We start from the raw sequence: 24,006 nt of genomic DNA on the forward strand, positions 1-24,006 counted from the left end.
CGCCAACGGCTGGACAGCTAAGACCAAAGGCCCCGCCAACGCCCTGGAGGAAAAGGCGGTGGCTGAGGCAGGTCAAGCTCAATACCTGGATAAAGGCCTGGGTCAGGGACGCGGCGGTGTAAGGCGTGGCAGACGTGACTCCAGCAGCGCCGCCACCTGCATCACTCGGTCATCAGCGAACTTCGGTCCGACCAGGTGCAGCCCCATCGGCAGTCCCTGCTCGTCCAGCCCGCAGGGCAAGGAGGCGGCGGGCTGTTGGGTGAGGTTGAAGGGATAGGTGAAGGGGGTCCAGTCCATCCACTCCCGGTAAGGCCCGCCCGGGGGTACGTTGTGGCCGGCGGCAAACGGCGAGATCGGCATGGTCGGCGTCATCAGCAGGTCATAGCGTTGATGGAACTCCCCCATGGCGGCGGTCAGCTCGCTGCGATGACGACGGGCGGCCAGATACTGCGACAGGGAAATTCCGGTGCCGCGTCGGGCGATCTCGAGGAAACCGGGATCCAGCATGGCCTGCTGCGACTCATCGAGTCTCTCCAGCACCTGGGAAGCCCCGGCAAACCACAGGGTATTGAAGGTCTCGATGGGATCGGCGAACCCCGGATCGACCCACTCGACACTGGCGCCCAGGTCCTGCAGCAGCGCTGCGGCGCGGATGACGCCCTGGCGAATGTCCGGCGCTACCTCGACATAGCCAAGGTCGAGACTGATCGCGACCCGAACGCCGCGCAGGTGATCAGGCCGCGGCGCCTGCCAGTCGATGGGGCAACGCGGCCCCGCATAGCCATCGCGGCTGTCCGGCTGTGCCAGCAAGCGCATCATCAGGGCACTGTCTTCCACAGAGCGAGTCATGGGCCCCAGGTGGGACAGGGTACTCATGGCGCTGGAGGGCCACTGGGGCACCCAGCCAAAGGTGGGTTTGATGCCAAAGGTGCCGGTAAAGCTGCAGGGAATACGGATCGAGCCACCGGCATCGCTCCCCTGATGCAGCATGCCAAGGTTGAGCGCCGCCGCCGCCCCGGCTCCTCCCGACGAGCCCCCTGGGGTCAGACGGGTATCCCAGGGATTGCGACAGATGCCATGCAGCGGGTTATCGGTCACCCCCTTCCAGCCAAATTCCGGCGACAAGGTCTTGCCGACGATGATGGCGCCGGCCTCGCGCAGAAAGCGCGATACCGGGGCATCGACAGCGGCAGGAGCATGGGCATCGCTGGTACGTGAGCCCAGCCGCGTCGGCATGCCCTGGGTCAACGTCAGGTCCTTGATGGTCACCGGCACGCCGTCCAATGGCCCGCACGGTCTGCCCTGTTGCCAGCGCAGGGTCGACGCCTCGGCGGCCGCCAGGGCATCGTCCCCCGCCACATGGGAGAAGGCGTTGACCCGTGGGTTGTCGCGGGCGATGCGCGACAGGCAATCTGCGATGACCAGGCTGGGCGTGCACTCGCCGCGGCGATAGGCCTCAAGCGCCTGGGTCGCTCCCAGATCAGCAAGCTCCGCCGCCTGGCCGGTCGTCACTGCAGCCTCATGGCTCATGCCTGGCCTCCCTGGTCAGCGGCGTCACTGCCATCACCGGCGCTCTCGAGCATGGCGTGCAACAGCACATCGCAGCCGGCCTTGAGCTCCTCCGGCTTGGCATACTCGCTTTCGTTGTGACTGATACCATCCTTGCAGGGCACAAAAATCATCGCCGCCGGCGCCACCCGTCCCACGAAGATGGCGTCGTGGCCGGCGCCACTGACGATGTCCATATGGCTGAGCCCGTGGGCCTTGGCACCGGCACGCACGGCCTCGATGCAGCTATCGTCGAAGGCCTCCGGCGGAAAATCGGCGGTGGGCGTCAGTTCTGCCGCCAGACCATGACGCTGGCTGACCTCCTGCACCACCTCTGCCAGCTGGGTCGCCATCGTCTCAAGGGTCAGCGGGTCCAGGTGACGCAGGTCGACGGTCATCTTGACCTGCCCAGGAATGACGTTGCGCGACCCGGGATGGGGCTGCATCACACCGACCGTACCGCGCCCGTGGGGGGCCGCGTCGCGCGCCATGCGGTTGATCGCTACGGTAATCTCGGCGGCACCCACCAGCGCATCCTTGCGCAGATGCATGGGCGTCGGTCCGGCGTGGGCTTCGACGCCGGTCAGGGTCAGGTCAAACCATTTCTGGCCAAGTGCACCGATGACCACTCCCAGGGTGGTGTCGGTATCCTCGAGCAGGGGCCCTTGCTCGATATGCGCCTCGAAGTAGGCCTTGACCGCAGAGGGGTCCAGCCGATCGCTACCACGATAGCCGATGGCATCCAGGGCCTCGCCCACGCTGACGCCAGCGTCATCCTGGCGAGACAGCATGTCGTCCAGACCCAGCTGGCCGGCATAGACTCCGGAACCCATCATGCAGGGCGGAAAGCGACAGCCTTCTTCGTTGGTCCAGGCGACCACGTCGATGGGCGCACGGGTGGTGATGGCATGCTGATTGAGGGTACGGACGACCTCAAGCCCCGCCAGCACGCCGAAGCAGCCATCGAACTTGCCACCGGTGGGCTGGGTATCAATATGGCTGCCGGTCATGACCGCCGGCAGGTCGGGTTCACTGCCCTCGCGACGCGCCACTATGTTGCCGATGGCGTCGATACGCACGCTCATGCCCTCCGCTTGGCACCAGCCGATAAACAGGTCACGGGCCTGGCGGTCGAGCTCGGTCAGGGCCTGGCGATTGACGCCGCCCTTGGGAGTGGCGCCCAGCTCTGCCAGGGACATCAGTGAGGCCCACAGGCGCTCGCCATCGCAGGCCAGGGTGGCAGTCGCTGCGGCTGCCGGGGAAGTGACGGTTGCTGTCATCAGAGTATCCTTGTCATTGTGCTGTTTCAGCGCCCCAGGGGAGCGGTGACGCTGGGTCCTGAGGGCGTAGCGTGGCCCCAGCCGAACGCAGCAGCCGGGGCGTCGCCAGGTCAGGCGCTGAGGGCCAGATAACGGTCACGTACCGCGGGATCGTCACGAAAATCATCGGCGCTGCCGGTGTAGACGATCTGGCCCTGTTCGAGGATGTAGTGGCGATCGGCCACCTCTTCGCAGACCCGCAGATTCTGTTCGACCAGCAGTACCGACAGTCCCTCGCCGCGAATGGCCTTGAGGATCTTGACGATCTCGTCGACGATGACTGGCGCCAGGCCCTCGGTGGGCTCGTCCAGCAGCAGGATCTGGGGATCGTTGAGCAGCGCCCGGGCAATCGCCAGCATCTGCTGCTCGCCGCCGGATAGAGCGTTGCCGCGATTGCGTCGCCGCTCCTCGAGGCGGGGGAACCAGCGAAAGATATCTGCCATCTGCCAGCGACTGCCGCGGCGAACGGCGATCTGCAGGTTCTCTTCGACGCTGAGAATGCTGAAGATGCCACGATGCTCCGGCACCAGCGCCACGCCCTGGCGAGCAATCTGGAACGGTGCCTGGCCAAGCAGCGGCGTGCCTCGCAGGCTGATGCTGCCGGTCGGCGTATCGACCAGGCCCATGATGCTTTTCAAGGTCGTGGTCTTGCCTGCACCGTTACGTCCCAGCAGCGTCACCAGCTCGCCTTCACCGACCGTAAGCGATACCCCTTCCAGGACGTGGCTCTTGCCGTAATAGCTGTGAATATCCGTCAACTCGAGCATCAGGCGGCTTCTCCCAGATAGGCGTCTCTGACACGGGCATCATTGCGCACGCTGTGGGGGTCGCCCTCCACCAGCACCTGCCCCCGGTTCATGACGGTGATGGTGTCGCTGATCGACATCACGATGCTCATGTTGTGTTCGATCAACAGAATGCTGTGGTCTCGGCCCAGCTCGCCGATCAGCGTGGTCATGCTGGGGATATCGTCGATGCCCATCCCTGAGGTCGGCTCATCGAGCAATAGCAGGCGTGGTCGCGGGCAGATCGCCATGCCGACCTCGAGAATGCGCTGCTGGCCATGGGACAGCTCGCCCGCGGCCACCCCGGCACGGCCTGACAGACCAATGCGTTCGAGAATCTCGTCCGCTCGAGCCAGGTGCTCGCGACGCTTGTTCAGGCGTTGCCAGAAATTGAGGGCGCGCCAACCGTCGACCCCCTGGGCCGCCAGCCGCAGGTTCTCGTGCACGCTCAGCTCCTGAAACAAGCTGGTCACCTGAAACGAGCGCGACATGCCAAGTCCCACTCGGCCATGGGCTGGCTCGCGGGTGATGTCTCTCCCCTCCAGCAGGATCTTGCCAGCGCTGGGACGGCGCTCGCCGGTCAGGCAGTGGAACAGGCTGGTCTTGCCTGCCCCGTTGGGCCCGATCACGGTATGGATCTTGCCCTTGCCGATACGCAGGTTGACACCATCCACGGCGTGGAAGGCCCCGTAGGCGAGCACCAGGTCACGGGTTTCCAGCAGAGTGTCGGCGCCGGGACGCGAGGTTTGCGTGGTCATTGGTCGCCCTCCTTGCCATCGGTGCGCTTGCTACGACGTTCCAGCAGGCTGGACAGGCCGCCCCACAGACCACCTCGCATAAAGATCACCACCGCGATCAGGGCCACCCCGAGCAGCAGCATCCAGCGCGGCCAGATCGATGACAGCAGATCACCCAGCAAGACGATCGCGCCGGCGCCCAGCAGTGAGCCGAACAGCGAGCCGGTGCCGCCGATGATGGTCATGATCAGGATCTGTTCGGACATCAACAGCTCGATGTTCGACAGCGGCACGAAGTTCAGCAGCATGCCGTAAAGGGCACCGGCGAGGGCGGTGATTCCCCCGGACAGCACGAACACCATGACCTTGAACAGTCGGGTGTCATACCCCAGCGCCGAGGCGCGCTGTTCGTTCTCGCGGATCGCCAGCAGGGTGCTGCCGAAGGGTGAGTCGGTGATGCGTCGTGCCACCACGTAGATGACCGCAAACAGCACCGCGACCAGCGCATAGAAGGCCAGCGGTGAGTCGAAGCTGATCAGGGTGGTTTCGCCCACTGCCAGGGGCGGACGTGGCACGTCGAGCAGGCCGTTGTCGCCACCGGTCCAGTCACTCAAGGTGTAGGCCAGAAAGTAGGCCATCTGGGTCAGGGCCAGGGTGAGCATCACAAAGTAGATGCCTTTACGGCGGATGCACAGCATGCCGACACCCAGCGCCAGCACGGCGCCCACCACCACCGCAATCAACAGGGCACCGACCAGCCCGGCATTGAGGTGGATCATCGCCAGGGCACTGATATAGGCCCCCGCACCGAAGAAGATGGCCTGGCCAAAGGACAGCAGACCGGTGAAGCCGAGCAGCAGATTGCAGGCCAGTGCGGCCATGGCAAAGATCAGAATCTCGGTCGCCAGGGTCGCCGACGGCAGCACCACCGGCAGCAGCACCATCACCGCCAGCATGGCCAACGTCGTCCCCGTCCCCAGCCGGCCCTTGAACCGGCTTGGGCGCGCAGCGGTGCTGGTAGGTTCCAGAGTCTTGGTCATCATCTCATGCTCTCCCGAACAGTCCGTGGGGACGCAGCAGAATCACCACTGCCATGGCGGCGTAGATCATCAGGCTTGCGCCTTGTGGCCACAGCGAGGTCATCAGGCTCTGCACCACGCCCACGATCAATCCCGCCACCAGGGCACCACTGAAGGAGCCCATGCCACCGATCACCACCACCACGAACGCCAGCCCCAGAACCTCTGGGCCGATGAACGGATGGGCCCCGCGCAGGGGAGCCGACAGCACCCCGGCCAATCCCGCCAGGCCCACTCCCAGGGCAAAGGTGACCGAGAACAGACGAAAGATGTTGGAGCCCAGCAGCGACACCATCTCGGTGGACTCGCTGCCGGCCCGGACCAGGGCGCCGAAACGGGTCCGCTCCAGCAGCAGCCACAGCACGACGGCGACCAGGGCACTGAAGCCGATCAGGAACAGTCGGTAGTAGGGGTAGGCAAAGTTGCCGATGCGCACCACGCCCTGCAGGGCTTCCGGGGTGGGAATGCTCTTGCCCACTGGCCCCCAGATCATGATCGACAGTTCCTGAATGATCAGGGCGATGCCTAGCGTCACCAGGATCTGAAAGGTATGCGGCAAGTGGTAGATACGCTGGATCAGGCTACGCTCCAGCGCCCAGGCCAGCAGCGCGACCAACAGCGGTCCCGCCACCAGGGCCAGCCAGAAGTTGCCGGTCAGGCTGACCAGGGTGTAGCAGAGGTAGGAGCCGACCAGGAAGAAGGCTCCATGGGCAAAGTTGACGAAGTTCAACAGGCCGAAGATCAGCGTCAATCCCACCGAAATCAGAAAATAGATCATCCCGAGCCCCAGGCCGTTAAGGACCTGGAACAGATAGACATTAAGCATGGTCGCGGCTCCTGGAATGCCGAGGGCGGCGCCCCCGGCAGACGGACGAGGGCTGCCTTACAGCTGGCAGGGCGAATCTTCGGGGGCGACAAAGGACTGGCCGGCGCTGATCACGTCGGCATAGTCATCGTCATCGTCCATCTCGTCCTGAGCCTTGCCCTGGAGCAGGTAGTAATCCTTGATGACCTGATGGTCAGACGCTCGGATGGTTTCTTCGCCGGTCGGCCCTTGATAGGTGTACCCCTCCAGGGCTTCGATCAGCGCCGGACCTGTGCTGGCCCCGCTCTGATCGGCGACCTCCAGCATCACCCGCGTCATGGTGTAGTCCGCTGCCAGCGGATAGGTGGGCGTGATGTCATAGGCATCGCGCACCGCTGCCACCAGCTCGTTGTTGAAGGGTGTATCCACCTCGTGCCAGTACTGGGCGCCGAAGTAGATGCCTTCGACATTGGCGGCACCCAGCTCTTCGAACTGGTCCAGGCCCGCCGACCACACCATCAGAATATCCATCTGATCATTGAGGCCGAAGTTGCGTGCCTGGCGCAGGGCGTTGGAGGACTGGGCGCCAAAGTTGAGCAGCACCAGTACATCAGGAGAGGCCGCCATGGCGTTGGTCAGGTAGCCGGAGAATTCCTGCTCCTGCAGCGAGTGATAGCTGTTCCCCACGTGCTCGACACCGGCTTCCTCGAAGACGGCCTTGGCGTTGTCGAGCAGCGCCTCGCCGAACACATATTCCGGGGTGATGGTATAGAACCGCTTGGCCTCGGGCAGCGCTTCCATCAACGGCACCAGGGTTTCGCGAATGGCGCCGTAGGTCGGCACCGACCAGCGGAAGGTGGAGGCGTTGCACTCGGTGCCGGTCAGTTCGTCGGCGCCGGCAGGCGTCATGAACACCCCCTCGACGCCAGCCACTTCCTTGCCTACCGCCAATGCGGTGGAGGAAAGGGTGGCGCCGTTGAACAAGCGGGCGCCGTCCTGGTTGATGGCTTCCTGCACCTTGCGGATGGCCCGGCCGGCATTGCCTTCGGTGTCCAGGCTGACGTAGTCGATATCACGTCCCAGGGACGTTCTGGCTTCTTCCACCGCCAGGCGAGACCCCATTTCGGCGTACTTGCCATAACTGGCGAAGGCGCCAGACAGCGACTTCACGCCGTAGAAGGTCAGTGGTTCCTGATCCTGGGCCAGCAACGGCTGGGCCACGAGTCCAAGGGCCAGGGCGGAAAGCAGAAGGGGTGTCTTGCGCACTGTCATTGTTATTCCTCTTGTCGACGTCATCGGAGTGGATGAGGGGTCGCTGACGTGGGTGGCTTGGTTGTTGTTATAAGGGACGCTGTTGTTGTTATAGGTCGCTGTGGGCCGTCGCCGGATCGGGCTAAACGGGATCAGCCGCTTTCGCCCAGCACCTCGGGCGACACCAGAAACTGGTTGGCCATCTCGCCTTCCAGGGCCGACATGTGGTGCTCCGCATCACACATGTGCTCGAACATAAGACGGCGCACCGCTTCACGGTCACCGTTGTCAAAGGCTTCCATCAGGGCGATGTGGTAGCGAATGTTGGACTCATCAAAGGCATGACGTTCCGGCCGATAGGCCTTCTTGATCACCACCAGGTCGCGCAGTAGATCGTTGAGAAAGGTGCTCATGAAACGCAGCAGCGGATTGGGACAGTACTCCGCCAGAATGTTGTGGAACTCGAGCTCCAGCATGCGGTGCTGGCGCTGGCTCAGTTCATCTTCATGGGGCCGCTGGCAGTGGGCGATGTTGTCACGCAGCCGCTCACGTCCGGCCTCATCGAGATGATCCATGGCCGCTACCGCGACCTCCACCTCTACCATCCGACGCAGCTGATAGACCTGGCTGCCATCCACGTGCTGAAAGTGCAGAAAGTTGCGCAGGGCGCGGCAGGCCGGGTCGATGGTCACTTCTCGGATGATCGCGCCACCGCCTGGCCCCGTCTTCAGCACTACCAGCCCCTCTACCTCAAGCACCCTGAGGGCCTCACGAATCGTGCCCTTGGCGCATTCATAGCGCTCCATCAGGGCTTTTTCGTTGGGCAGCCGGTCCCCTGGCGACAGGTTCTCCATCACGATCTTCTGCTTGATGTCCTCGCAGATCAGGTCGGCGAGCTTCTGACGGCGCTGGGGAAAAGAAGTCGGCACGGGCATCTCGGTCATTTATTCGAATAAATATAAGGATTAGTCCCAATGCGCGAATTGGTCAAGTCAATTTATGCCAACGCCAGCAGACCCAATTACGTTTAGATTTACTGACCTAAGCGAAAACAGAGTGGTGTTTTATCAACTTTCTACAGCCGCCATGCTGCCGTTATGTCACGACCATCCGGCTATCACCGCTCGGCGCTTAGCCTGACCTAGACAGTCCGGACAAGACAGCCCGAACAAGACAGCCCGAACAAGACAGCCCGGACAAGACAGACCCGATAAGACAGCTAGACCACGACAACGACAGGCCATGACCACCAGGCCCCGGCCCCAGGCGGCTGACAGGAGACCCACCATGCTGACCTTCGACACTCTGGAGACTCGCCCCGACGCCACCGCAGAGAAAGCGGATAACAGCGACCTGAACCATCACTACTGGATGCCGTTCACCGCCAACCGGGACTTCCACGCTCACCCACGGCTGATCCACGGGGCCGAGGGTCGCTACTTCATCGACGACCGCGGGCGTCGGCTGTTTGATTCCCTGTCAGGCCTCTGGACCTGCGGCGCCGGTCACAATCGGGTCGAGATTCAACAGGCGGTGGCCCAGCAGCTAGGCAGCCTCGACTATGCGCCGAGCTTCCAGGTGTCCCACCCGCTGGCCTTCAAGCTAGCGGAAAAGGTCGCCAGTCTGACCCCCAAGGGGCTCGACCATGTGTTCTTCACTGACTCTGGCTCCGAGTCCGCCGATACCGCGTTGAAGATGGCCAAGGCCTACTGGCGCCTCAAGGGACGTCCGGAAAAGACCCGCATGATTGGCCGCGCCAAGGGCTACCACGGGGTCAATGTCGGCGGCACCAGCCTTGGCGGGATCGGCGGCAACCGCAAGCACTACGGCCAGCTGATGGATGCCAGCCACCTGCCCCATACCCTGCAACCGTCACTGGCCTTCACCCGCGGCCAGGCCGACACCGGGGCAGAGCTGGCCGACGCCCTGCTCGAGCAGATCGCCCTGCACGACGCCTCCAACATCGCGGCGGTGATCGTCGAACCGATGTCAGGCTCCGCCGGCGTCATCGTTCCGCCGAAGGGCTATCTGGATCGTCTGCGCGAGATCTGCTCGGCCCACGATATCCTGCTGATCTTCGACGAGGTCATCACCGCCTTCGGGCGCAGCGGTGCCCGTACCGGAGCCGAGGCCTTCGGGGTGACGCCAGACCTGATGACGGTGGCCAAGCAGATCACCAACGGTGCGGTGCCCATGGGCGCGGTGATTGCATCCAACGAGATCTTCGACACCTTCATGCACGCAGGCGGTGCCGAGCACGCCATCGAATTCACCCATGGCTACACCTACAGCGGACATCCGGTGGCCTGTGCCGCGGCCCTGGCGTCGCTGGAACTGTTGGAGCGGGAAGACTTTCCCGGCCAGGTCAGAGCCATCGCCCCCGCCTTCGAGGACCGTCTGCATGCCTTGAAGGGTCGCTCCCATGTGGTCGATATCCGCAACTATGGCCTGGCCGGAGCGATCCAGCTGGCACCACGGGACGGCGACCCGAGCATTCGCCCAAGGGACGCACATCTGGCCCTGTGGGAAGCGGGTTTCTACGTGCGCTTTGGCGGCGATACCCTGCAGTTTGGTCCTCCTTTCGGCACCACAGAGGCAGAGCTCGAGCGACTGTTCGACGCCGTGGCCACCACCCTCGACCGCCTGGCGTAAGCACATTGAGCGCCCCAGGGGGCAAACATCAGCGCTGACGGGTGAGTAGCAAGAACGGTTATCCACGCCACATCGACAGCCTGTGGACAACCTTTACACCCATCATTCACAGCATTATCCACAGGCAGGTGTCATGCCTGCCTGTGGCCACTGTTCACACCGATATCGTTGCTGGACCCAGCGTCCAGACATCACCCTTCAAGACAAGAGGTCTTCAATGGAATACGTCAGTCACTGGATCAATGGCCAGGACCTGGAGTCCAGCCGCACCTTGCCGGTCACCAATCCCGCCACCGGCGCTACCATCCGCCAGGTGGCCGAGGGCGATGCCACCACCGTGCAGGCCGCCATCGAGGCAGCCAAGGCCGCCTTCCCGGCCTGGCGCGACACCCCGCCAGCCAAGCGCGCTCAGGTGATGTACCGGTTCAAGGCGCTGCTGGAGCGCGACGCCGAGCGTCTGGTCCAGCTGATCAGCGAGGAACACGGCAAGACCGTCGAAGACGCCATGGGCGAGCTCAAGCGCGGTATCGAGAACGTGGAATACGCCTGCGGCGTACCGGAACTGCTCAAGGGCGAATACTCCCACAACGTGGGCCCCTCCATTGACGCGTTCTCCAACTTCCAGCCGCTGGGGGTCGTCGCGGGCATCACTCCGTTCAACTTCCCGGCCATGGTGCCGCTGTGGATGTACCCGATGGCGATTGCCTGCGGCAACGCCTTTATCCTCAAGCCTTCCGAAAAGGACCCCTCCGCGGCGGTCGCGGTCGCCAAGCTGCTGGAAGAGGCGGGCCTGCCCCAGGGCATCATGAGCGTCGTACAAGGTGGCCGTGAGACCGTGGAGGCGCTGCTGGATGCCCCCGACGTCAAGGCCATTTCCTTTGTTGGCTCCACTCCCATCGCCGAAACCATCTACCGCCGTGGCGCGGAAAGCGGCAAGCGCGTGCAGGCCCTCGGTGGCGCCAAGAACCACGCCATCGTGCTGCCCGACGCCGACATCGACAATGCCGCCAACACCCTGATGGGGGCTGCCTTCGGCAGCGCTGGCGAACGCTGCATGGCCATTTCGGTGGCGGTGTGTGTCGGCGATGACACCGCTGATCGCTTGATCGAGGCGATGACGCCGAAGATCGCCGCGCTGAAGATCGGCCCCGGCACCGACAAGGGCCTGGACATGGGTGCCCTGGTCACCGCCCAGCATCGTGACAAGGTGCTCGGCTATATCGAGAAGGGCATTCAGGAAGGCGCCGACCTGGTCGCCGATGGGCGCGACCTGGTGGTGCCAGGCCATGAAGACGGCTTCTTCGTCGGCGGCTGCCTGTTCGACCGGGTTACCCCGCAGATGACCATCTATGCAGAAGAAATCTTCGGCCCGGTGCTGTGCGTGGTGCGGGTATCGAGCCTGGATGAAGCCATCGACCTGACCAACGCCCACGAGTACGGCAACGGCACCTGCCTGTTCACCCGTGACGGTGAAGCGGCGCGCCGCTTCACCGATGCCATCGAGGTTGGCATGGTCGGCATCAACGTGCCGCTGCCGGTACCGGTGGCAAGCCACAGCTTCGGTGGCTGGAAGCGCTCGCTGTTTGGTGACCTGCACGCCTACGGCCCTGACGCGGTGCGCTTCTATACTCGCCGCAAGGCCGTGTCCCAGCGCTGGCCATCATCCTTCGAGACCGCCAAGGCAGAGTTCAACTTCCCTTCTGGCGGACAGTAACCCTGCATTCGATACAACAACGGGCCCCCAGGGGCCCGTTTTCTTTTGCCGTCACACGCTATTGTCACTCCACGCCGAGCGGCGAACAGATCCCTTGCACAGCCCTTCCACCGATTACCACACGCTTATTCACAGCCAGCCCGCACACTTATCCACACCCTTGTCGGCGCACTACCCTTTCGTCAGGCTTGCTGTTCGCTCGCGGAAAGCCACGTTCACCTGCTACCTGTCAGCGTCGCAACGGCGGCGACGGCCATGACGCCAAATGAGTCATGCCTGGTTTGGCCATACTTGGGTCATAGTTTGGCTATAGCTGGGTCATCGTTTGGCCATACCTTGCTTTAGCCGCGCTTTGTTTAGCCGCGCTTCGACTAGCCGCACTTTGACCAACCGCAGCCGGCGTAGCAGGTGGGGCAACCGTCCATCATGATCAGCTCGCCGCGACACTCGGGGCAGTGGCCAACCACCGCGGGGCCGGCACCTTCACCTGCTCCACCCTCGACGGGCTTGCCATCCAGTGGCTCGACAGCGCCAGTGGCGACATCTTCTTCGACCTCGGCAGGGAACCAGCCGTGGCCAGAGGCCTGACGCTTGGCATAGCGGCTGACCAGCTCCTCTACCGGAATCTGGTTGCCGTCGATATCGAGAAAGCCGCGGCGATAGAGGATCTGCTGGATCGACCAGGCAATCGCGGCAACCTCGGAGTCGTGGAACATCGGCTTGTTCCAGCGGTTCATGCCGCAACGCACCAGGCCCTTGTCCCAGGCCACCTTGCGCAGATCGGCCACCGCCTGGGTGACGTAGCCGCCGCGAGCGGCCAGCGACAGGCTGCGCATGGTGGCGGTGATCCACTGGTGTTCGCTGGACAGCTGACCGGAGGGAAAGAAGAACTCCACCGGACGCTCGATGATCACGCGCTGTCCGTTCAGCACCCCTTCCACCGGCATAAAGGACACTAACAGGTAGACCTTCTTGCGGCCTTCGGCGCCGACGTAGGAAATCTTCTCGGACACCGCCTCCAGCGTCCCCTCGGGGCGCGAGGGAATGCGCATGGTCAGCGGGTTTTCCTCGGGCAGAGGGGGCGGCACCGGGGCCGCAGGGGCCTCTTCGCTCTTGACCCGGTAGCCCACGATCTTGGATGTGATTTCGACAGCCATCAGCAGGCTCCTCCACAAAGATGATTCAGACGCGGTGCCCACAGGCGCCGGCCACCACGCAACGACCTTTCGCCCCGGGCGTTACCACTTGCCATAGGTCCCCTCCTTCAAGGCGTCGTAGAGGTTGGCGGCATTGTGCTCCTCGCCGTCGTAGATCACCGTCTCGTCGCCCTTGAGTTCAAGGGTCTCGCCGTTCTCCAGCTCGAACACGTAGGTGGTGTTCTTGAGGTCATCCTCGCGCACCAGCACGCCCTGGAAGGCCTCCGGATTGAAGCGGAAGGTGGTACAGCCCTTGAGGCGGCTCTGGTAGGCGTCCAGATACAGGTCCTTGAACGCCTCGAAGGCAAAGTCGGTGGGCACGTTGACCGTCTTGGAGATCGCCGAGTCGACCCAGGCCTGGGCGGCGGCCTGCACCGCCACGTGCTGCTTGGGGGTCACCGCATCGGCGGTGATGAAGTAATCCGGCAGGTCGCTCTCTACCGCCTCGGCGTGCATGAAGTGACGATAGGCGGCCAGCTCGAAGGACACCACCTCGACCTGCTCCTTGGTCTTCTTGCCCGCCTGGATGACGTTACGGAAGTAGCGATGAGAGAACGACGGCTCGATACCGTTGGAGGCATTATTGCCCAGCGACAGGCTGATGGTGCCGGTGGGGGCAATCGAGGAGTGATGGGTGAAGCGCGCCCCATGCTCGGCCAGCTGCGCCACCAGTTCAGGCTCGACCTCGGCGATCTTCTGCATATAGCGGCTGTAGCGGGCATGCAGGATGCGGCCTGGCACCTTGTCGCCGGCCTCGTAACCATCGCGGCTCAATTCTGGACGTTCACGCAGCATCCTGGGGGTCAGTTCGAACTCCTGTTCGAGAATCGGCGCCATGCCCTTCTCGCGGGACAGCTCCAGCGCCTGCTTCCAGCCCTCCACGGCCAACACCCGACTGACTTCCTCGGTAAAGACCAGCGATTCGGCGCTGCCATAGGGCATCTTGAGCATGGTCATGGTCGATCCCAGTCCCAAAAAGCCCATGCCATGGCGGCGCTTGGCCTCGATCTCGCGACGCTGGCCGGACAGCGGCAGGCCGCTGATCTCGACCACGTTGTCGAGCATGCGGGTGAAAACCGCGACCACCTGGCGGTACTTGTCCCAGTCGAAGCGCGGCGCCTCACCAAACGGGTCGATCACGAAGCGAGTCAGGTTGATCGAGCCCAGCAGACAGGCCCCTTCCGGCGGCAACGGCTGCTCCCCACAGGGGTTAGTGGCGCGGATCTCTTCGCAGAACCAGTTGTTGTTCATGCGATTGACCTGGTCGATCAGGATGAAGCCAGGCTCGGCGTAGTCGTAGGTGGAACGCATGATGGTGTCCCACAGCTCGCGCGCCTTGATCACTTCGACCACGCGGCAGGCCACGCGCCCTTCGGCGTCCACCGTGTAGCCGTCCTCGATCAGCGGCCAGTCACGGTAGATCAGGTCCTTGTCCTCGATATCGCCCTTTTCGCCCGAGTGCAGGGGGAAGGCCAGCGGCCAGTCGGCGTCCTCTTTCACCGCCTCCATGAACTCGTCGGTGATCAGCAGGCTGAGGTTGAACTGGCGCAGTCGACCGGCTTCACGCTTGGCCTCGATAAACTCGCGAACATCGGGATGGCCAACGTCGAAGGTGCCCATCTGAGCGCCGCGGCGCCCCCCGGCGGAGGCCACGGTGAAACACATCTTGTCGTAGATATCCATGAACGCCAGGGGGCCATTGGTGCCGGCACCAGCACCGAACACGAAGGCTCCCTTGTGGCGCAGGGTGGAAAACTCGTAGCCGATGCCGCAGCCGGCCTTGAGGGTCATGCCGGCGTCCACCACGCTGTCGAGGATGTCGTGCATGGAGTCGCGGATGGTGCGGGACACGGTGCAGTTGATCAGGCTGACGGCGGGCTTGTAGCCCTCGGCGCCGGCGTTGGAGGTGATCCGGCCCGCCGGTACGGCACCGTTCTCCAAGGCCCAGCGAAACTTTGGCAACCAGGTGTCAGCGGCCTCGCCCTCTACAGCAGCCAGCGCCTTGGCCACGCGCTCCCAGGTGGCCTGGAGGTCGCTATCCACGGGCTGGCCGTGACGGTCCTTCAAGCGGTACTTGGCATCCCAGATATCATACGAGGGACCCTGCATGGGAACCTCCTGCGACAGGGCGGCGGCCTTGGCGGATGTGGTCATGAACACATGTCTCCGATGAAATTGCCGGCAAAGAAACGAGGTAACAAGGGCGTCGACGCGCGTTACGGCCAAGGTCGATCGCTCTACTAGATATAGTTAAATTTTTGGCCGTCGGCACAATATAAACGAAAAAACCGGACACGGAAGGCCCGGTTTTTAAATTGCCTTTGGCGCATAAACGGTCACGCCTGGACCGGCGAGGACCTGGCGGGGACGCCAACCGTCCGGCGCATCCTAGACGGTACGGGAGAAGCGCCCACTTTCCGCCACCAGGTAGGCGTCGAAGGCCATGGCCAGATTGCGCATCATCAGCCGGCCTGCCGGGCGCACCCTGAGTGCGTCCTGCTTGATCTCGATCAAGTCGTCCTCGCGCATCTCTTCCAGCTGGTTCAACGCCGCCGCGAAGTGCTGCTGAAAGTGGATACCATGACGATCTTCGAACTCGGCAAAGCGTACCTCGCCGTGGCACATCAGGGCAGTGATCAGCTCTGCGCGCAGCTGGTCCTCTTCGGTCAAGCGGTAACCACGCAGCACCGGCAGCCGCCCGGCCTCAAGGTGCTCGGCGTATTCGGCGGTGGTCTTGACGTTCTGGCTGTAGGCATCGCCCACCTTGCCGATGGACGTCACCCCCAGGCCGATCATGTCGCACTGGGCATGGGTCGAGTAGCCCTGGAAATTGCGCTGCAGGGTGCCATTCTCACGGGCCAGACTGAGCTCATCCTCGGGCAAGGCAAAGTGATCCATGCCGATATAGACGTAGCCCGCCTGGGTCAGCCGCTCGATGGTCAGCTCGAGCAGCTCGAGCTTGCGCCCAGGCGGTGGCATGTCCTCGTCACGGATCAGCCGCTGCGCCTTGAACAGCGACGGCAGGTGGGCGTAGCTGTAGGCGGCGATACGATCGGGCCTGAGCGCTACCACCTTGGCCAGCGTGGTATCGAAGCTGTCGCGGGTCTGCAGCGGCAGCCCGTAGATCAGATCCACCGACACCGAGGCGAAGCCCGCCTCTCTGGCGGCATCCATCAGCGCCGCTACCTGGGCCTCACTCTGCAACCGGTTCACCGCTTTCTGCACCAGGGGGTCGAAGTCCTGAATGCCGAAGCTCAACCGATTGAAGCCCATGGCCCGCAATTCATGTATCTGCTGGGGCGTTACCGTGCGCGGGTCCACTTCCAGCGAAAATTCACGACGGGACATTGGGGCGAAGGAAAAGTGTTGCGCCAGGCTGTCGATCAGCCCAGCCAACTGAGCGTTAGTCAGAAAGGTGGGGGTCCCACCGCCCAGGTGCAGCTGAGCCAGTTCACGCTGGCCATCGAACAGTTCGGCCTGCAGGGCGATCTCGCGCTTGAGCAGGCCCAGATATTCGGCGGCACGCTCGCGATTGTGGGTAATGATCTTGGAGCAGGCGCAGTAGTAGCAGAGGCTTTCGCAGAAGGGCACGTGCACGTACACCGAGAGCGGCTTTGGCGTTCCTTGCTGGCTGCGTTGTACCGCCTGTCGGTAGTCATCGACACCGAAGCCCGCATGGAAATTTGGCGCGGTGGGGTAGGAAGTGTAGCGCGGGCCGGGGCGATCATACTTTTCGACCAGGCTGCGCTGAAACGGCAATACATCGGATGACATCGACAAGGCCTCTCATGACACGACCGCCCGACGGCGGCATCTGTCGGCATTGTCTCACGTCATCTCGGCTTGGCTCCGATAGACGAAGCCAGACATGATCTGCATCAAATCAGTACCAGGACGTCATCCCCAGGCAGGTCGGTCTCTGGTGCTAGCGCATGACGGCCGCCACCGCAATGATGCCTGTCTGATTCCCTTGATCCCCATCAAGCATAGTGCGTAGCGACTACCTCTCCCTAGCGAAAGTTGACCAGCGTCATAGGGTATTGTCGCTGAGCGCTCCAATACTCGAGAGTCCCAAGGGTTGCCGGCAGCTCTGGCTTGCCGACACAACGACCCCGGACAGACTCGGCTGGCGGCGTGGCATGCCTTGCCCACGCTGCCCATCCGCAGACCCAATCCCGAGGAGCGCTCATCATGAAATGGTTCCCCCTGGCCGCGCTTGGCGCCGCCTGTCTGTTCAGTGTTACTGCCCAAGCCGCGGGCGACGCCGACGCCGGTGAAACCAAGGTCGGGGCCTGCGCCGCCTGCCATGGCACCGATGGCAAGGCCACTGGCCCCATCTATCCCAACCTGGCAGGACAGAATGCGCCCTACCTGGAAGGCGCGCTGAAGGCCTACCGCGACGGCCAGCGCAGCGGCGGCATGTCCGCCATCATGGCCCCCCAGGCGGCTGCACTGTCCGATCAAGACATCGCCGACATTGCCGCCTACTACTCCTCACTGACGCCCTGACAACAGGTCGCGACGCTGCTAGGCCACCCAGCGAAGCGTTCTCTCTAGCTTCCGGTGTCCTGCAGTACCGGCAACCCTCAGCCAGGTCGGGCTCTCGTGCCAGCACATGACGACCACCACCGCCATGATGCCTGCCTCACAATGGCGGCTATCACCCACGGCCTGCTGGCACATGGGTCTTTCGGGAGGCACGAGGCGGATAGCCATGCGGCGCAAGCCGCTGATGACCGTGTCGGGTGTCACAAAGAGACGTCATGACGCACGTAACATGCCCCCTGGCGCGTTATCTCCCCTGCTATGCCCGCGACGCTATGCTCACGACATGCTTCTGCGCCATTTATCAAGAGCCACGACTATCCAGACATACTTCAGCGAGATTTGCCCCATGGCGGCACGCCCGTCGATCCGCTTCCCAGGAGAGAGGCTTCCTTAAGCACTTTGCTAAAACACGCATTTCTGACCACACAATCATTGCTGGATATTCCAGAAAAATCATACATTTTTCTCGCTCTCGAGGTCCCTTCATCACATCCTGAAAATGTTACCTCGCCATCCCAATCTACCCCCTTTGATAGACACATTGCCGTCACGGTGGGTCAGTCAGATGTCGCGATTTAGTCATTTATCGACACCTAGGCGATGAAAAAAATAGTGACGCTTTACGCTGTATGGTAGTGAAATCCATCTGGAAAAGGCGAGACCACTGCGCCACAAGTGACTCATTCCCTTACCGACATCCCCCTTCGTACGGCGCCTCCAGCCCCTGCCTGTCCGGCTTTCTCTCTGCTCACTCGCTGATAGCCCAGTAGATTGGCCGGCCGAATAAAGTCTCAATCGTGGTAGCCACATCAGCAGACTTTCTTCCAAATACCCCGAACGAGGTATGAAAACTAAACCAATGCGGTCATCCGAACTCATTAATTCATGTTTCATCTATTTCAAGAAAAGTTCCATGCTACATTCAAATTATAGTGAGGTTTAGATGACATCAAAGATGATGAGAAATCTGCTCACGCTCGAGTAATTGATATAGGTCATGTGCTGTAGGTTTTTCCACACATTACTTCACTTTCATGCTCCATACCTGCGTTAGTATTGCCCTCCCCTGATAGAGTCGAACCCGATAAAGATCTTCCTCTATCGCTTTCTAACTGCCGCCCTAGGGCGCCGGGATACGACCCATGCACCTCACACGTTTTACTGACTACTCTCTTCGCGTTCTCATGTACTTGGCAGAATCAGGTAATGAGCGCACCACCATCGCCGAAATTGCCTCGCGATTTGAGGTATCTCGCAACCATCTGATGAAGGTGGTCCAGGAACTCAGTCGCCTGGGCTATGTGTCCGCCGTCAGAGGAAAGCACGGAGGGCTGTCGCTCAAGCGTCAACCCGCCAGCATCCACCTGGGCACATTGGTAAAGGATACGGAGCACAGCCTGGCCTTGGTCGAGTGCGATGGGGACGACAGCGCCTGCTACATGGCACCCATCTGTCGCTTCAAGCAGATCGCCAACGAGGCCTTGGCAGCGTTCCTGGAAGTACTCGACCGCTATACGCTGGATGACCTGATGACCACTGACTGCCGCCAGCGACTGCACGCCTTGAAGCTGATTTCGCTGACACCGGAAGCCGAGAGCGCCTGATCGCACCGGCTAAGGCCGGGACAGAGACGCCCGTGAGTGCTAGCCTCCTGAGCTCTGTCTCGAGCGCTGTCAGGAGCTGTCATGCCGTTTTTGCTGTCCCATGCCTTTTCCGTTCACCGGGGTATTCGCCGTGGTGCCAGTCGTCTGCTTGGCATGGCGATCCTGGTAGGCGCGCTGACCAGCTCCCAAGCCGTATTCGCCACCAGCTTCAATGTCGCCGACGGACAACGTCACCAACGCTGGCAGTCGCTGACCGCCTCTCTGGGTGGGGAGCGACATGTACGCGCCCTCGAAAACACCAGCTACAGCGATACGCTGCTCAGCATCAATGCCACGGCAGGGCACTGCGCCATCCATTGGCTTGAGCTGAGAAGCCGCCTGGGGGAACGTCAATCACGCAGTGAAGTGGTCAACCGCGTGCCCGTCGATATTCTGGTCGATGAGCAGACCGCCCAGACCGGGACGGCAGTGCTTTCTACGCAGCGGGGCGATGACGGTCTGTATGTCCACGTCGAAGATCTGGACATGCCACTGCTGGAGTCACGCCTGAGCACCGGCAGTACGTTGCATCTCCGGCTGCGCATGACCGAGAAGGAAAGTGACTATTGGTTTCTCAGTTTCTCACTGGCAGGCGCCGATGAGGCGCTGTCGCGCTTGAACAGGTTGTGCACTCAGGAGGCAGGCGACTCCTCCGGCTCGCCCTCTATCTCGCCATGACGACCTAGCCTGTACGATCTAGCCAGGACGATACCCTTCGGCGAACTCGGTCTCTGTCAGGGGTCCTCTGCTGGTCTCACCCATCAACCACTGCTGGGCGAACTCTTCGCTGCTCAGTGGACGCGACAGCAAGTAACCCTGGCCATGGTCGCACCCCAGCTCGCGCAGGGCCTTTAGCTGAGCAGCGGTCTCGATGCCTTCAGCGACCACGGTCAATCCCAACTGCCGTGCCATGGCGATGATGGTCGCCACAATGGCGTGATCGTTACTGTCCGTCAGCATATCGCTGACAAAGGACATGTCGATCTTGACCGCCTCCACCGCAAAACGCTTCAGGTAGGCAAGGGACGAATAGCCGGTGCCGAAGTCATCGATAGACAGCGAGAAGCCTCGCTGGCGGAGATCGTCGGTGATTCGCACGGCTTGCTCAGGGTCCTTCATGAAGCCGCTCTCCGTGATCTCAAGCCCAAGCTGTTGCGGCGAGATCCCATAGCGACTGGCAATGTCGGTCAACTGCTTGGCCAGGTCTGGGTCCTCAAACTGTGCGGCAGCCAAATTGACGTGCAGGCGATGCGGCAAGCGCGTCAGCGAAGCGTCCTGCCACTCTTTCAGCTGGCGACAGGCGCGCTCCATCACCCAGCTGCCCAAGGCCTCGATCATGCCACGCTCTTCGGCGATCGTGACGAACTCTGACGGGCTCACCCAACCCAGCTCGGCATCGAACCAGCGGCACAACACCTCGGCCCCGACGAGAGCCCCACTGCCCAACGCCACGCTGGGCTGAAAACACAGTTCCAGCCGCTCTCCGGCCAGCGCATCATCGAGGCGCGCAGCCAGCACCAGGCGACGACGCAGGTCACGACCCATTTCCGACGCATAGAAACGATAACCGCTGCGGCTTTCCTTGGCGTGATACATGGCGATATCGGTGTGTTTCAGCAGTTCTCTAGGCCCATCCCCATCCTCTGGGAAGAAGGCAACGCCGATACTTACCTCCACGTTGAAGCGATGACGGTCATGCACCACCGGAGCATTCAGTGCACTGAGCAGTCGCCCCACGACCTGAGCCGTTCCGATTTCGTCAGCTCGCTCGACCATGACCACAAACTCATCGCCGCCCAGGCGGGCCAGGGTACCCTGCTTGCCCAGGCAGGCGCTGAACCGTGCAGCCACTTCCTTGAGCACCTGGTCACCTACATCGTGGCCCTGACTGTCGTTGATTTCCTTGAACCGATTGAGGTCCAGAAACATCAGCGCGACCCGGTGTTGCTCGGTGCGCGCCAGGGCGATAGCACTCTGCAGACACTCCATGAAGTTAGCGCGATTGGGCAATCCGGTACCGGGGTCAAAGAACGCCAGTCGGCGGATATGGGCGTCGCTGCGTCGCCGCTCCAGCTCCGCCGACGCGCCTGCGGCAAAGATGCGCAACAGGTGCGACACGGGCTCTGGGTCGTGCAAAGGCTCACGAAACAGCACGAACAATGTCCCAATGGCATCCCCGCTAGCGTCTTCCAGGCGGCGCCCCACATAAGCCTCCACACGGAACCCGATCATCTCCTGGGCACGTGGGTAGCGGTCGCTTACCCCACGCGCAATAACGTGTTCCAGGTCGCGAAAGGCATCGTCGCAAGGCAAGCCTTCAAAGCAGTAGTGAAACGGTGCCACCGGCTGACCATCCACCAATCCAGCCAACAAGGTCGCCTGTAGCGGGACACTTTCTTCTACCCGGGACACAAAGACACCGTCTGCTCCCAGAGCCTTGGCCAGTCGGCGCACAAACTGAGAAAAAAAGGCGTCATCACTGCGGGCCGTGACCACTTCCGCCATATCCAGCACCGCCTGCTGTGTATGGCGTTGATGCTGGTGCGCACGCATGGCCTGCAGCCCAAACGACAGATTGCCCGCCAGCTCCCTCAATAGCGCCAGCTCACCGTCACTGGCGCGATAGGGTGTGTCCATCAGCAGCACCATCACGCCCCGGCGCCCACTCCCCAGATGTAGCGGCAAGGCGATTTCAGCCCTCACTCCGAAGCGCTGGACCCAGTTGGGATAGTGTTCCATGTCGGCGTAATCGGCCACCAGATGCTCTACGTCCTCACGAATCGCTCTCCCGCTCGGCCCCTGACCATGGCGTCCGTCAGCATCCCAGCTGAAGCTGGCATGGCGCAGCAGTTCATCCGCCCCCCCAGCACTGGCCAGCGGCAGAATGCGATAGTCCGGTGCGTCCTGGGCCAACCCTGCCCAGGCATAGCGATAGCTCCCCTGATCAACAGCCAACCGACAGACCTCTTCGAGTACGTCCATTTCGTCCGTCAACCGGATCACGGCTCGGTTGACCAGACGCAGCAGTGTCAGAGCGCGATGGGTTCGCTGCAGCTGCCGGTTGGTGGCTTCCAGTTGAATCGCGGTAGATGCCAGTTTGCGCTCGGTGCGTTGATGGGAGAGTTCAGCGCCGCAGCGGGCACCGGCAATTCGCAGCACCTCCTCCACCAGATGTTGCTGGCGCAGAGGATGGCGGTACAGCGCCACCAGCACCCCGTGCAACTCTCCATCCGGCCCATGCATGGGAACACCGGAGTAGGCCTGGGCCCTGAACTCACGCAACCATTGGTCGTCGGGAAAGGCATGACAGACGTCTTCGGTATAGCTGCAGGCGCCACTGACCATGGCGCCATGGCAGGGAGTCCCCGCCGACACGTATTCGATGTTCGGCAGGCATTCGCCGTCCACATACAACACCAGCGTGCGCAGCCTCGTGCCATCCCCGACGGGTACCGCCACCACCAGTGCATCTGCATTGAGAATCACCGCCAGGCGTTCTACCAGATGAACAAAGAAGTCTCCCCCCACTTCGCGAGAGAGGCTGTCGGCAAGGCGCTGAAAGGCTCGGCGGGCGTCCATCTTCATCGGCTGAGCGACCCATCCCTGAATCAGGCATTCAATGTATCGAGAATAGCTGAATTGGAGCTGACATCGCAGTGGGGGTTTCCACGCTAAGGGCCACGCTGATGAAAGCTGACGATGCAGCCTGTTCTACCAGCGCCTATGCTGTTGGGTGATACGGCGATGTCACAGACGCTCGCCGACCGCACGCCGTTTCCAGGCAACACCTCTTGCAGCGGGAGCTACGCCCATGGCAGACGCCACTACAGTGGCTCTTCCTCACTGCCACAACCACTATCTGGTGATGCGCCATGGACATAGCCAGGCCAATGCCAGAGGACTGATCGTGTCTTCTCCTACCCACGGCTGCGAGGGCTATGGCCTGTCTGCCAAGGGCGAGGAACAGCTGCAGCACCGGCTCGACAGCTGGCATCTAGCGACACCGACACATATCGTGCACTCCGACTTTCTACGTACCACTCAGACCGCCGAGCACGTCGGCGCGTATTTCTCGCTCACGCCCACGCCCGACCAACGGCTTAGAGAGCGTTTTTTCGGTGATCTCGACCAGGGCCCGGATAGCGCCTACGCCTCTATCTGGAGCCACGATGCCGAGAACCCCCATCACCACCTTCAAGGCTGCGAGAGTGTCGCGGACGTTGTCCAGCGTATGATCGCGCTGATCATCGACCTGGAGGCCCGCTTTCACCTCCAGACCATCCTGCTCGTCAGCCACGGCGACCCACTGCACATCCTGCTGACAGCCGCCAGCGGGCAGCCACTGTCGGCACATCGTGACCAGCCGCCACTGGCACCGGCAGATATCCGTCCTCTGATCGTAGGCGCCGATGCCGCTGGCACCACCTCCTCCTGAGGCCATTTCCACGGATGCCTGACGGGCGGTCGGCCCTCGTCGGAATGTCCGTGACCCAGCATCTTCCCCGACCGGCAGCACTGTCAGGCTCATAGGCTGTGCACAACACTGTGGACGATACAGAGATGTCCTGTGGAAAAGTTGCAGGAGCACGATCAACGCCTATCCAAGCCGACAGAAGCTGTGCCGCCATCGGATAGAAGCAGTGGCTGTCATGAATCTCGTACTTTTAGCGCCCGATTCTGCGAAGTTCGTACCAAAATGTCACCCGCTCGCATGATATGTTGCGAACCA

Annotated in this window: 18 protein-coding genes; 6 read left to right on the top strand and 12 right to left on the bottom strand. The window is 62.2% G+C overall.

Features of this window, described 5'->3' with window-relative positions:
* Positions 1 to 102: 102 nt before the first annotated feature.
* From KUV72_RS15415 to KUV72_RS15450, 8 genes are all read right to left on the bottom strand, one after another.
* Positions 103 to 1,530 (bottom strand): amidase, encoded by a 1,428-nt coding sequence (locus tag KUV72_RS15415; RefSeq protein ID WP_222238996.1) that lies wholly within the window; start codon positions 1,528 to 1,530, stop codon positions 103 to 105.
* A complete protein-coding gene (locus KUV72_RS15420) occupies positions 1,527 to 2,828 on the bottom strand; it encodes a Zn-dependent hydrolase (RefSeq protein WP_222238997.1) in 1,302 nt (433 codons plus the stop codon). Before KUV72_RS15420 ends, KUV72_RS15415 begins: the two co-directional genes overlap by 4 nt.
* Positions 2,829 to 2,938: 110 nt before the next feature.
* The gene (locus KUV72_RS15425; protein ID WP_222238998.1) at positions 2,939 to 3,634 is read right to left on the bottom strand and encodes an ABC transporter ATP-binding protein; all 696 of its coding nucleotides are present in this window, start codon (positions 3,632 to 3,634) and stop codon (positions 2,939 to 2,941) included.
* A complete protein-coding gene (locus KUV72_RS15430; protein ID WP_206943738.1) occupies positions 3,634 to 4,410 on the bottom strand; it encodes an ABC transporter ATP-binding protein in 777 nt (258 codons plus the stop codon). The genes KUV72_RS15425 and KUV72_RS15430 overlap by 1 nt, the downstream gene beginning before the upstream one ends.
* Positions 4,407 to 5,432 carry a branched-chain amino acid ABC transporter permease gene (locus KUV72_RS15435; RefSeq protein ID WP_261317525.1) on the bottom strand — a complete coding sequence of 342 codons (1,026 nt, stop codon included), beginning with the start codon at positions 5,430 to 5,432 and terminating at the stop codon, positions 4,407 to 4,409. Before KUV72_RS15435 ends, KUV72_RS15430 begins: the two co-directional genes overlap by 4 nt.
* A gap of 1 nt (position 5,433) precedes the next feature.
* A complete protein-coding gene (locus KUV72_RS15440; RefSeq protein WP_206943736.1) occupies positions 5,434 to 6,294 on the bottom strand; it encodes a branched-chain amino acid ABC transporter permease in 861 nt (286 codons plus the stop codon).
* A gap of 57 nt (positions 6,295 to 6,351) precedes the next feature.
* Positions 6,352 to 7,545 (bottom strand): ABC transporter substrate-binding protein, encoded by a 1,194-nt coding sequence (locus tag KUV72_RS15445; RefSeq protein WP_206943734.1) that lies wholly within the window; start codon positions 7,543 to 7,545, stop codon positions 6,352 to 6,354.
* Between the two features lie 131 nt (positions 7,546 to 7,676).
* On the bottom strand, positions 7,677 to 8,453 hold the full coding sequence (locus tag KUV72_RS15450; RefSeq protein WP_409995511.1) for a FadR/GntR family transcriptional regulator: 777 nt from the start codon (positions 8,451 to 8,453) through the stop codon (positions 7,677 to 7,679).
* Between the two features lie 442 nt (positions 8,454 to 8,895).
* On the opposite strand from KUV72_RS15450, the gene KUV72_RS15455 reads away from it, so the two are divergent.
* Positions 8,896 to 10,176, top strand: coding sequence for an aminotransferase class III-fold pyridoxal phosphate-dependent enzyme (locus tag KUV72_RS15455; RefSeq protein WP_315857912.1), 1,281 nt, complete (start codon positions 8,896 to 8,898; stop codon positions 10,174 to 10,176).
* A 217-nt stretch (positions 10,177 to 10,393) separates the two neighbouring features.
* On the top strand, positions 10,394 to 11,890 hold the full coding sequence (locus tag KUV72_RS15460) for a CoA-acylating methylmalonate-semialdehyde dehydrogenase (protein ID WP_206943728.1): 1,497 nt from the start codon (positions 10,394 to 10,396) through the stop codon (positions 11,888 to 11,890).
* A 371-nt stretch (positions 11,891 to 12,261) separates the two neighbouring features.
* Here the strand turns inward: KUV72_RS15460 and KUV72_RS15465 are convergent, their stop codons facing one another.
* From KUV72_RS15465 to hemN, 3 genes are all read right to left on the bottom strand, one after another.
* Complete coding sequence (locus KUV72_RS15465) at positions 12,262 to 13,047, bottom strand: ribonucleoside-diphosphate reductase (RefSeq protein WP_222239000.1); 786 nt, start codon at positions 13,045 to 13,047, stop codon at positions 12,262 to 12,264.
* A gap of 81 nt (positions 13,048 to 13,128) precedes the next feature.
* Entirely contained in the window at positions 13,129 to 15,240 is a 2,112-nt protein-coding gene (locus KUV72_RS15470; protein ID WP_222162407.1) for an adenosylcobalamin-dependent ribonucleoside-diphosphate reductase, read from the bottom strand.
* A 234-nt stretch (positions 15,241 to 15,474) separates the two neighbouring features.
* Positions 15,475 to 16,860: an oxygen-independent coproporphyrinogen III oxidase gene (hemN, locus tag KUV72_RS15475; RefSeq protein WP_222162406.1), complete on the bottom strand. Its 1,386-nt coding sequence runs from the start codon at positions 16,858 to 16,860 to the stop codon at positions 15,475 to 15,477.
* Positions 16,861 to 17,277: 417 nt separating this feature from the next.
* On the opposite strand from hemN, the gene KUV72_RS15480 reads away from it, so the two are divergent.
* The 3 genes from KUV72_RS15480 (at position 17,278) to KUV72_RS15490 (ending at position 19,955) form a co-directional block, all read left to right on the top strand.
* A complete protein-coding gene (locus tag KUV72_RS15480) occupies positions 17,278 to 17,595 on the top strand; it encodes a c-type cytochrome (protein ID WP_222239001.1) in 318 nt (105 codons plus the stop codon).
* Positions 17,596 to 18,776: 1,181 nt separating this feature from the next.
* The gene (locus tag KUV72_RS15485; RefSeq protein ID WP_206943719.1) at positions 18,777 to 19,238 is read left to right on the top strand and encodes an Rrf2 family transcriptional regulator; all 462 of its coding nucleotides are present in this window, start codon (positions 18,777 to 18,779) and stop codon (positions 19,236 to 19,238) included.
* 81 nt (positions 19,239 to 19,319) lie between these two features.
* A complete protein-coding gene (locus KUV72_RS15490; protein ID WP_261317526.1) occupies positions 19,320 to 19,955 on the top strand; it encodes a hypothetical protein in 636 nt (211 codons plus the stop codon).
* An 18-nt stretch (positions 19,956 to 19,973) separates the two neighbouring features.
* Here KUV72_RS15490 and KUV72_RS15495 read toward each other — a convergent pair whose 3' ends face one another.
* On the bottom strand, positions 19,974 to 22,862 hold the full coding sequence (locus KUV72_RS15495; RefSeq protein WP_222239002.1) for an EAL domain-containing protein: 2,889 nt from the start codon (positions 22,860 to 22,862) through the stop codon (positions 19,974 to 19,976).
* A 226-nt stretch (positions 22,863 to 23,088) separates the two neighbouring features.
* On the opposite strand from KUV72_RS15495, the gene KUV72_RS15500 reads away from it, so the two are divergent.
* The gene (locus KUV72_RS15500) at positions 23,089 to 23,712 is read left to right on the top strand and encodes a histidine phosphatase family protein (RefSeq protein WP_261317527.1); all 624 of its coding nucleotides are present in this window, start codon (positions 23,089 to 23,091) and stop codon (positions 23,710 to 23,712) included.
* Positions 23,713 to 24,006 lie beyond the last annotated feature (294 nt).

Source organism: Halomonas sp. DP4Y7-1 (assembly GCF_019800705.1).
GTDB classification, from domain to species: domain Bacteria; phylum Pseudomonadota; class Gammaproteobacteria; order Pseudomonadales; family Halomonadaceae; genus Halomonas; species Halomonas litopenaei_A.

Excerpts from the sequence above, each read along its gene's own strand:
- KUV72_RS15500 (WP_261317527.1), top strand. The coding sequence starts at position 23,089 with ATGGCAGACGCCACTACAGTGGCTCTTCCTCACTGCCACAACCACTAT.
- KUV72_RS15420 (WP_222238997.1), bottom strand. The coding sequence starts at position 2,828 with ATGACAGCAACCGTCACTTCCCCGGCAGCCGCAGCGACTGCCACCCTG.
- KUV72_RS15495 (WP_222239002.1), bottom strand. The coding sequence starts at position 22,862 with ATGAAGATGGACGCCCGCCGAGCCTTTCAGCGCCTTGCCGACAGCCTC.
- KUV72_RS15435 (WP_261317525.1), bottom strand. The coding sequence starts at position 5,432 with ATGATGACCAAGACTCTGGAACCTACCAGCACCGCTGCGCGCCCAAGC.
- KUV72_RS15445 (WP_206943734.1), bottom strand. The coding sequence starts at position 7,545 with ATGACAGTGCGCAAGACACCCCTTCTGCTTTCCGCCCTGGCCCTTGGA.
- KUV72_RS15440 (WP_206943736.1), bottom strand. The coding sequence starts at position 6,294 with ATGCTTAATGTCTATCTGTTCCAGGTCCTTAACGGCCTGGGGCTCGGG.
- KUV72_RS15460 (WP_206943728.1), top strand. The coding sequence starts at position 10,394 with ATGGAATACGTCAGTCACTGGATCAATGGCCAGGACCTGGAGTCCAGC.
- KUV72_RS15425 (WP_222238998.1), bottom strand. The coding sequence starts at position 3,634 with ATGCTCGAGTTGACGGATATTCACAGCTATTACGGCAAGAGCCACGTC.
- KUV72_RS15415 (WP_222238996.1), bottom strand. The coding sequence starts at position 1,530 with ATGAGCCATGAGGCTGCAGTGACGACCGGCCAGGCGGCGGAGCTTGCT.
- KUV72_RS15480 (WP_222239001.1), top strand. The coding sequence starts at position 17,278 with ATGAAATGGTTCCCCCTGGCCGCGCTTGGCGCCGCCTGTCTGTTCAGT.
- KUV72_RS15465 (WP_222239000.1), bottom strand. The coding sequence starts at position 13,047 with ATGGCTGTCGAAATCACATCCAAGATCGTGGGCTACCGGGTCAAGAGC.
- KUV72_RS15490 (WP_261317526.1), top strand. The coding sequence starts at position 19,320 with ATGCCGTTTTTGCTGTCCCATGCCTTTTCCGTTCACCGGGGTATTCGC.
- hemN (WP_222162406.1), bottom strand. The coding sequence starts at position 16,860 with ATGTCATCCGATGTATTGCCGTTTCAGCGCAGCCTGGTCGAAAAGTAT.
- KUV72_RS15485 (WP_206943719.1), top strand. The coding sequence starts at position 18,777 with ATGCACCTCACACGTTTTACTGACTACTCTCTTCGCGTTCTCATGTAC.
- KUV72_RS15455 (WP_315857912.1), top strand. The coding sequence starts at position 8,896 with ATGCCGTTCACCGCCAACCGGGACTTCCACGCTCACCCACGGCTGATC.
- KUV72_RS15430 (WP_206943738.1), bottom strand. The coding sequence starts at position 4,410 with ATGACCACGCAAACCTCGCGTCCCGGCGCCGACACTCTGCTGGAAACC.
- KUV72_RS15470 (WP_222162407.1), bottom strand. The coding sequence starts at position 15,240 with ATGACCACATCCGCCAAGGCCGCCGCCCTGTCGCAGGAGGTTCCCATG.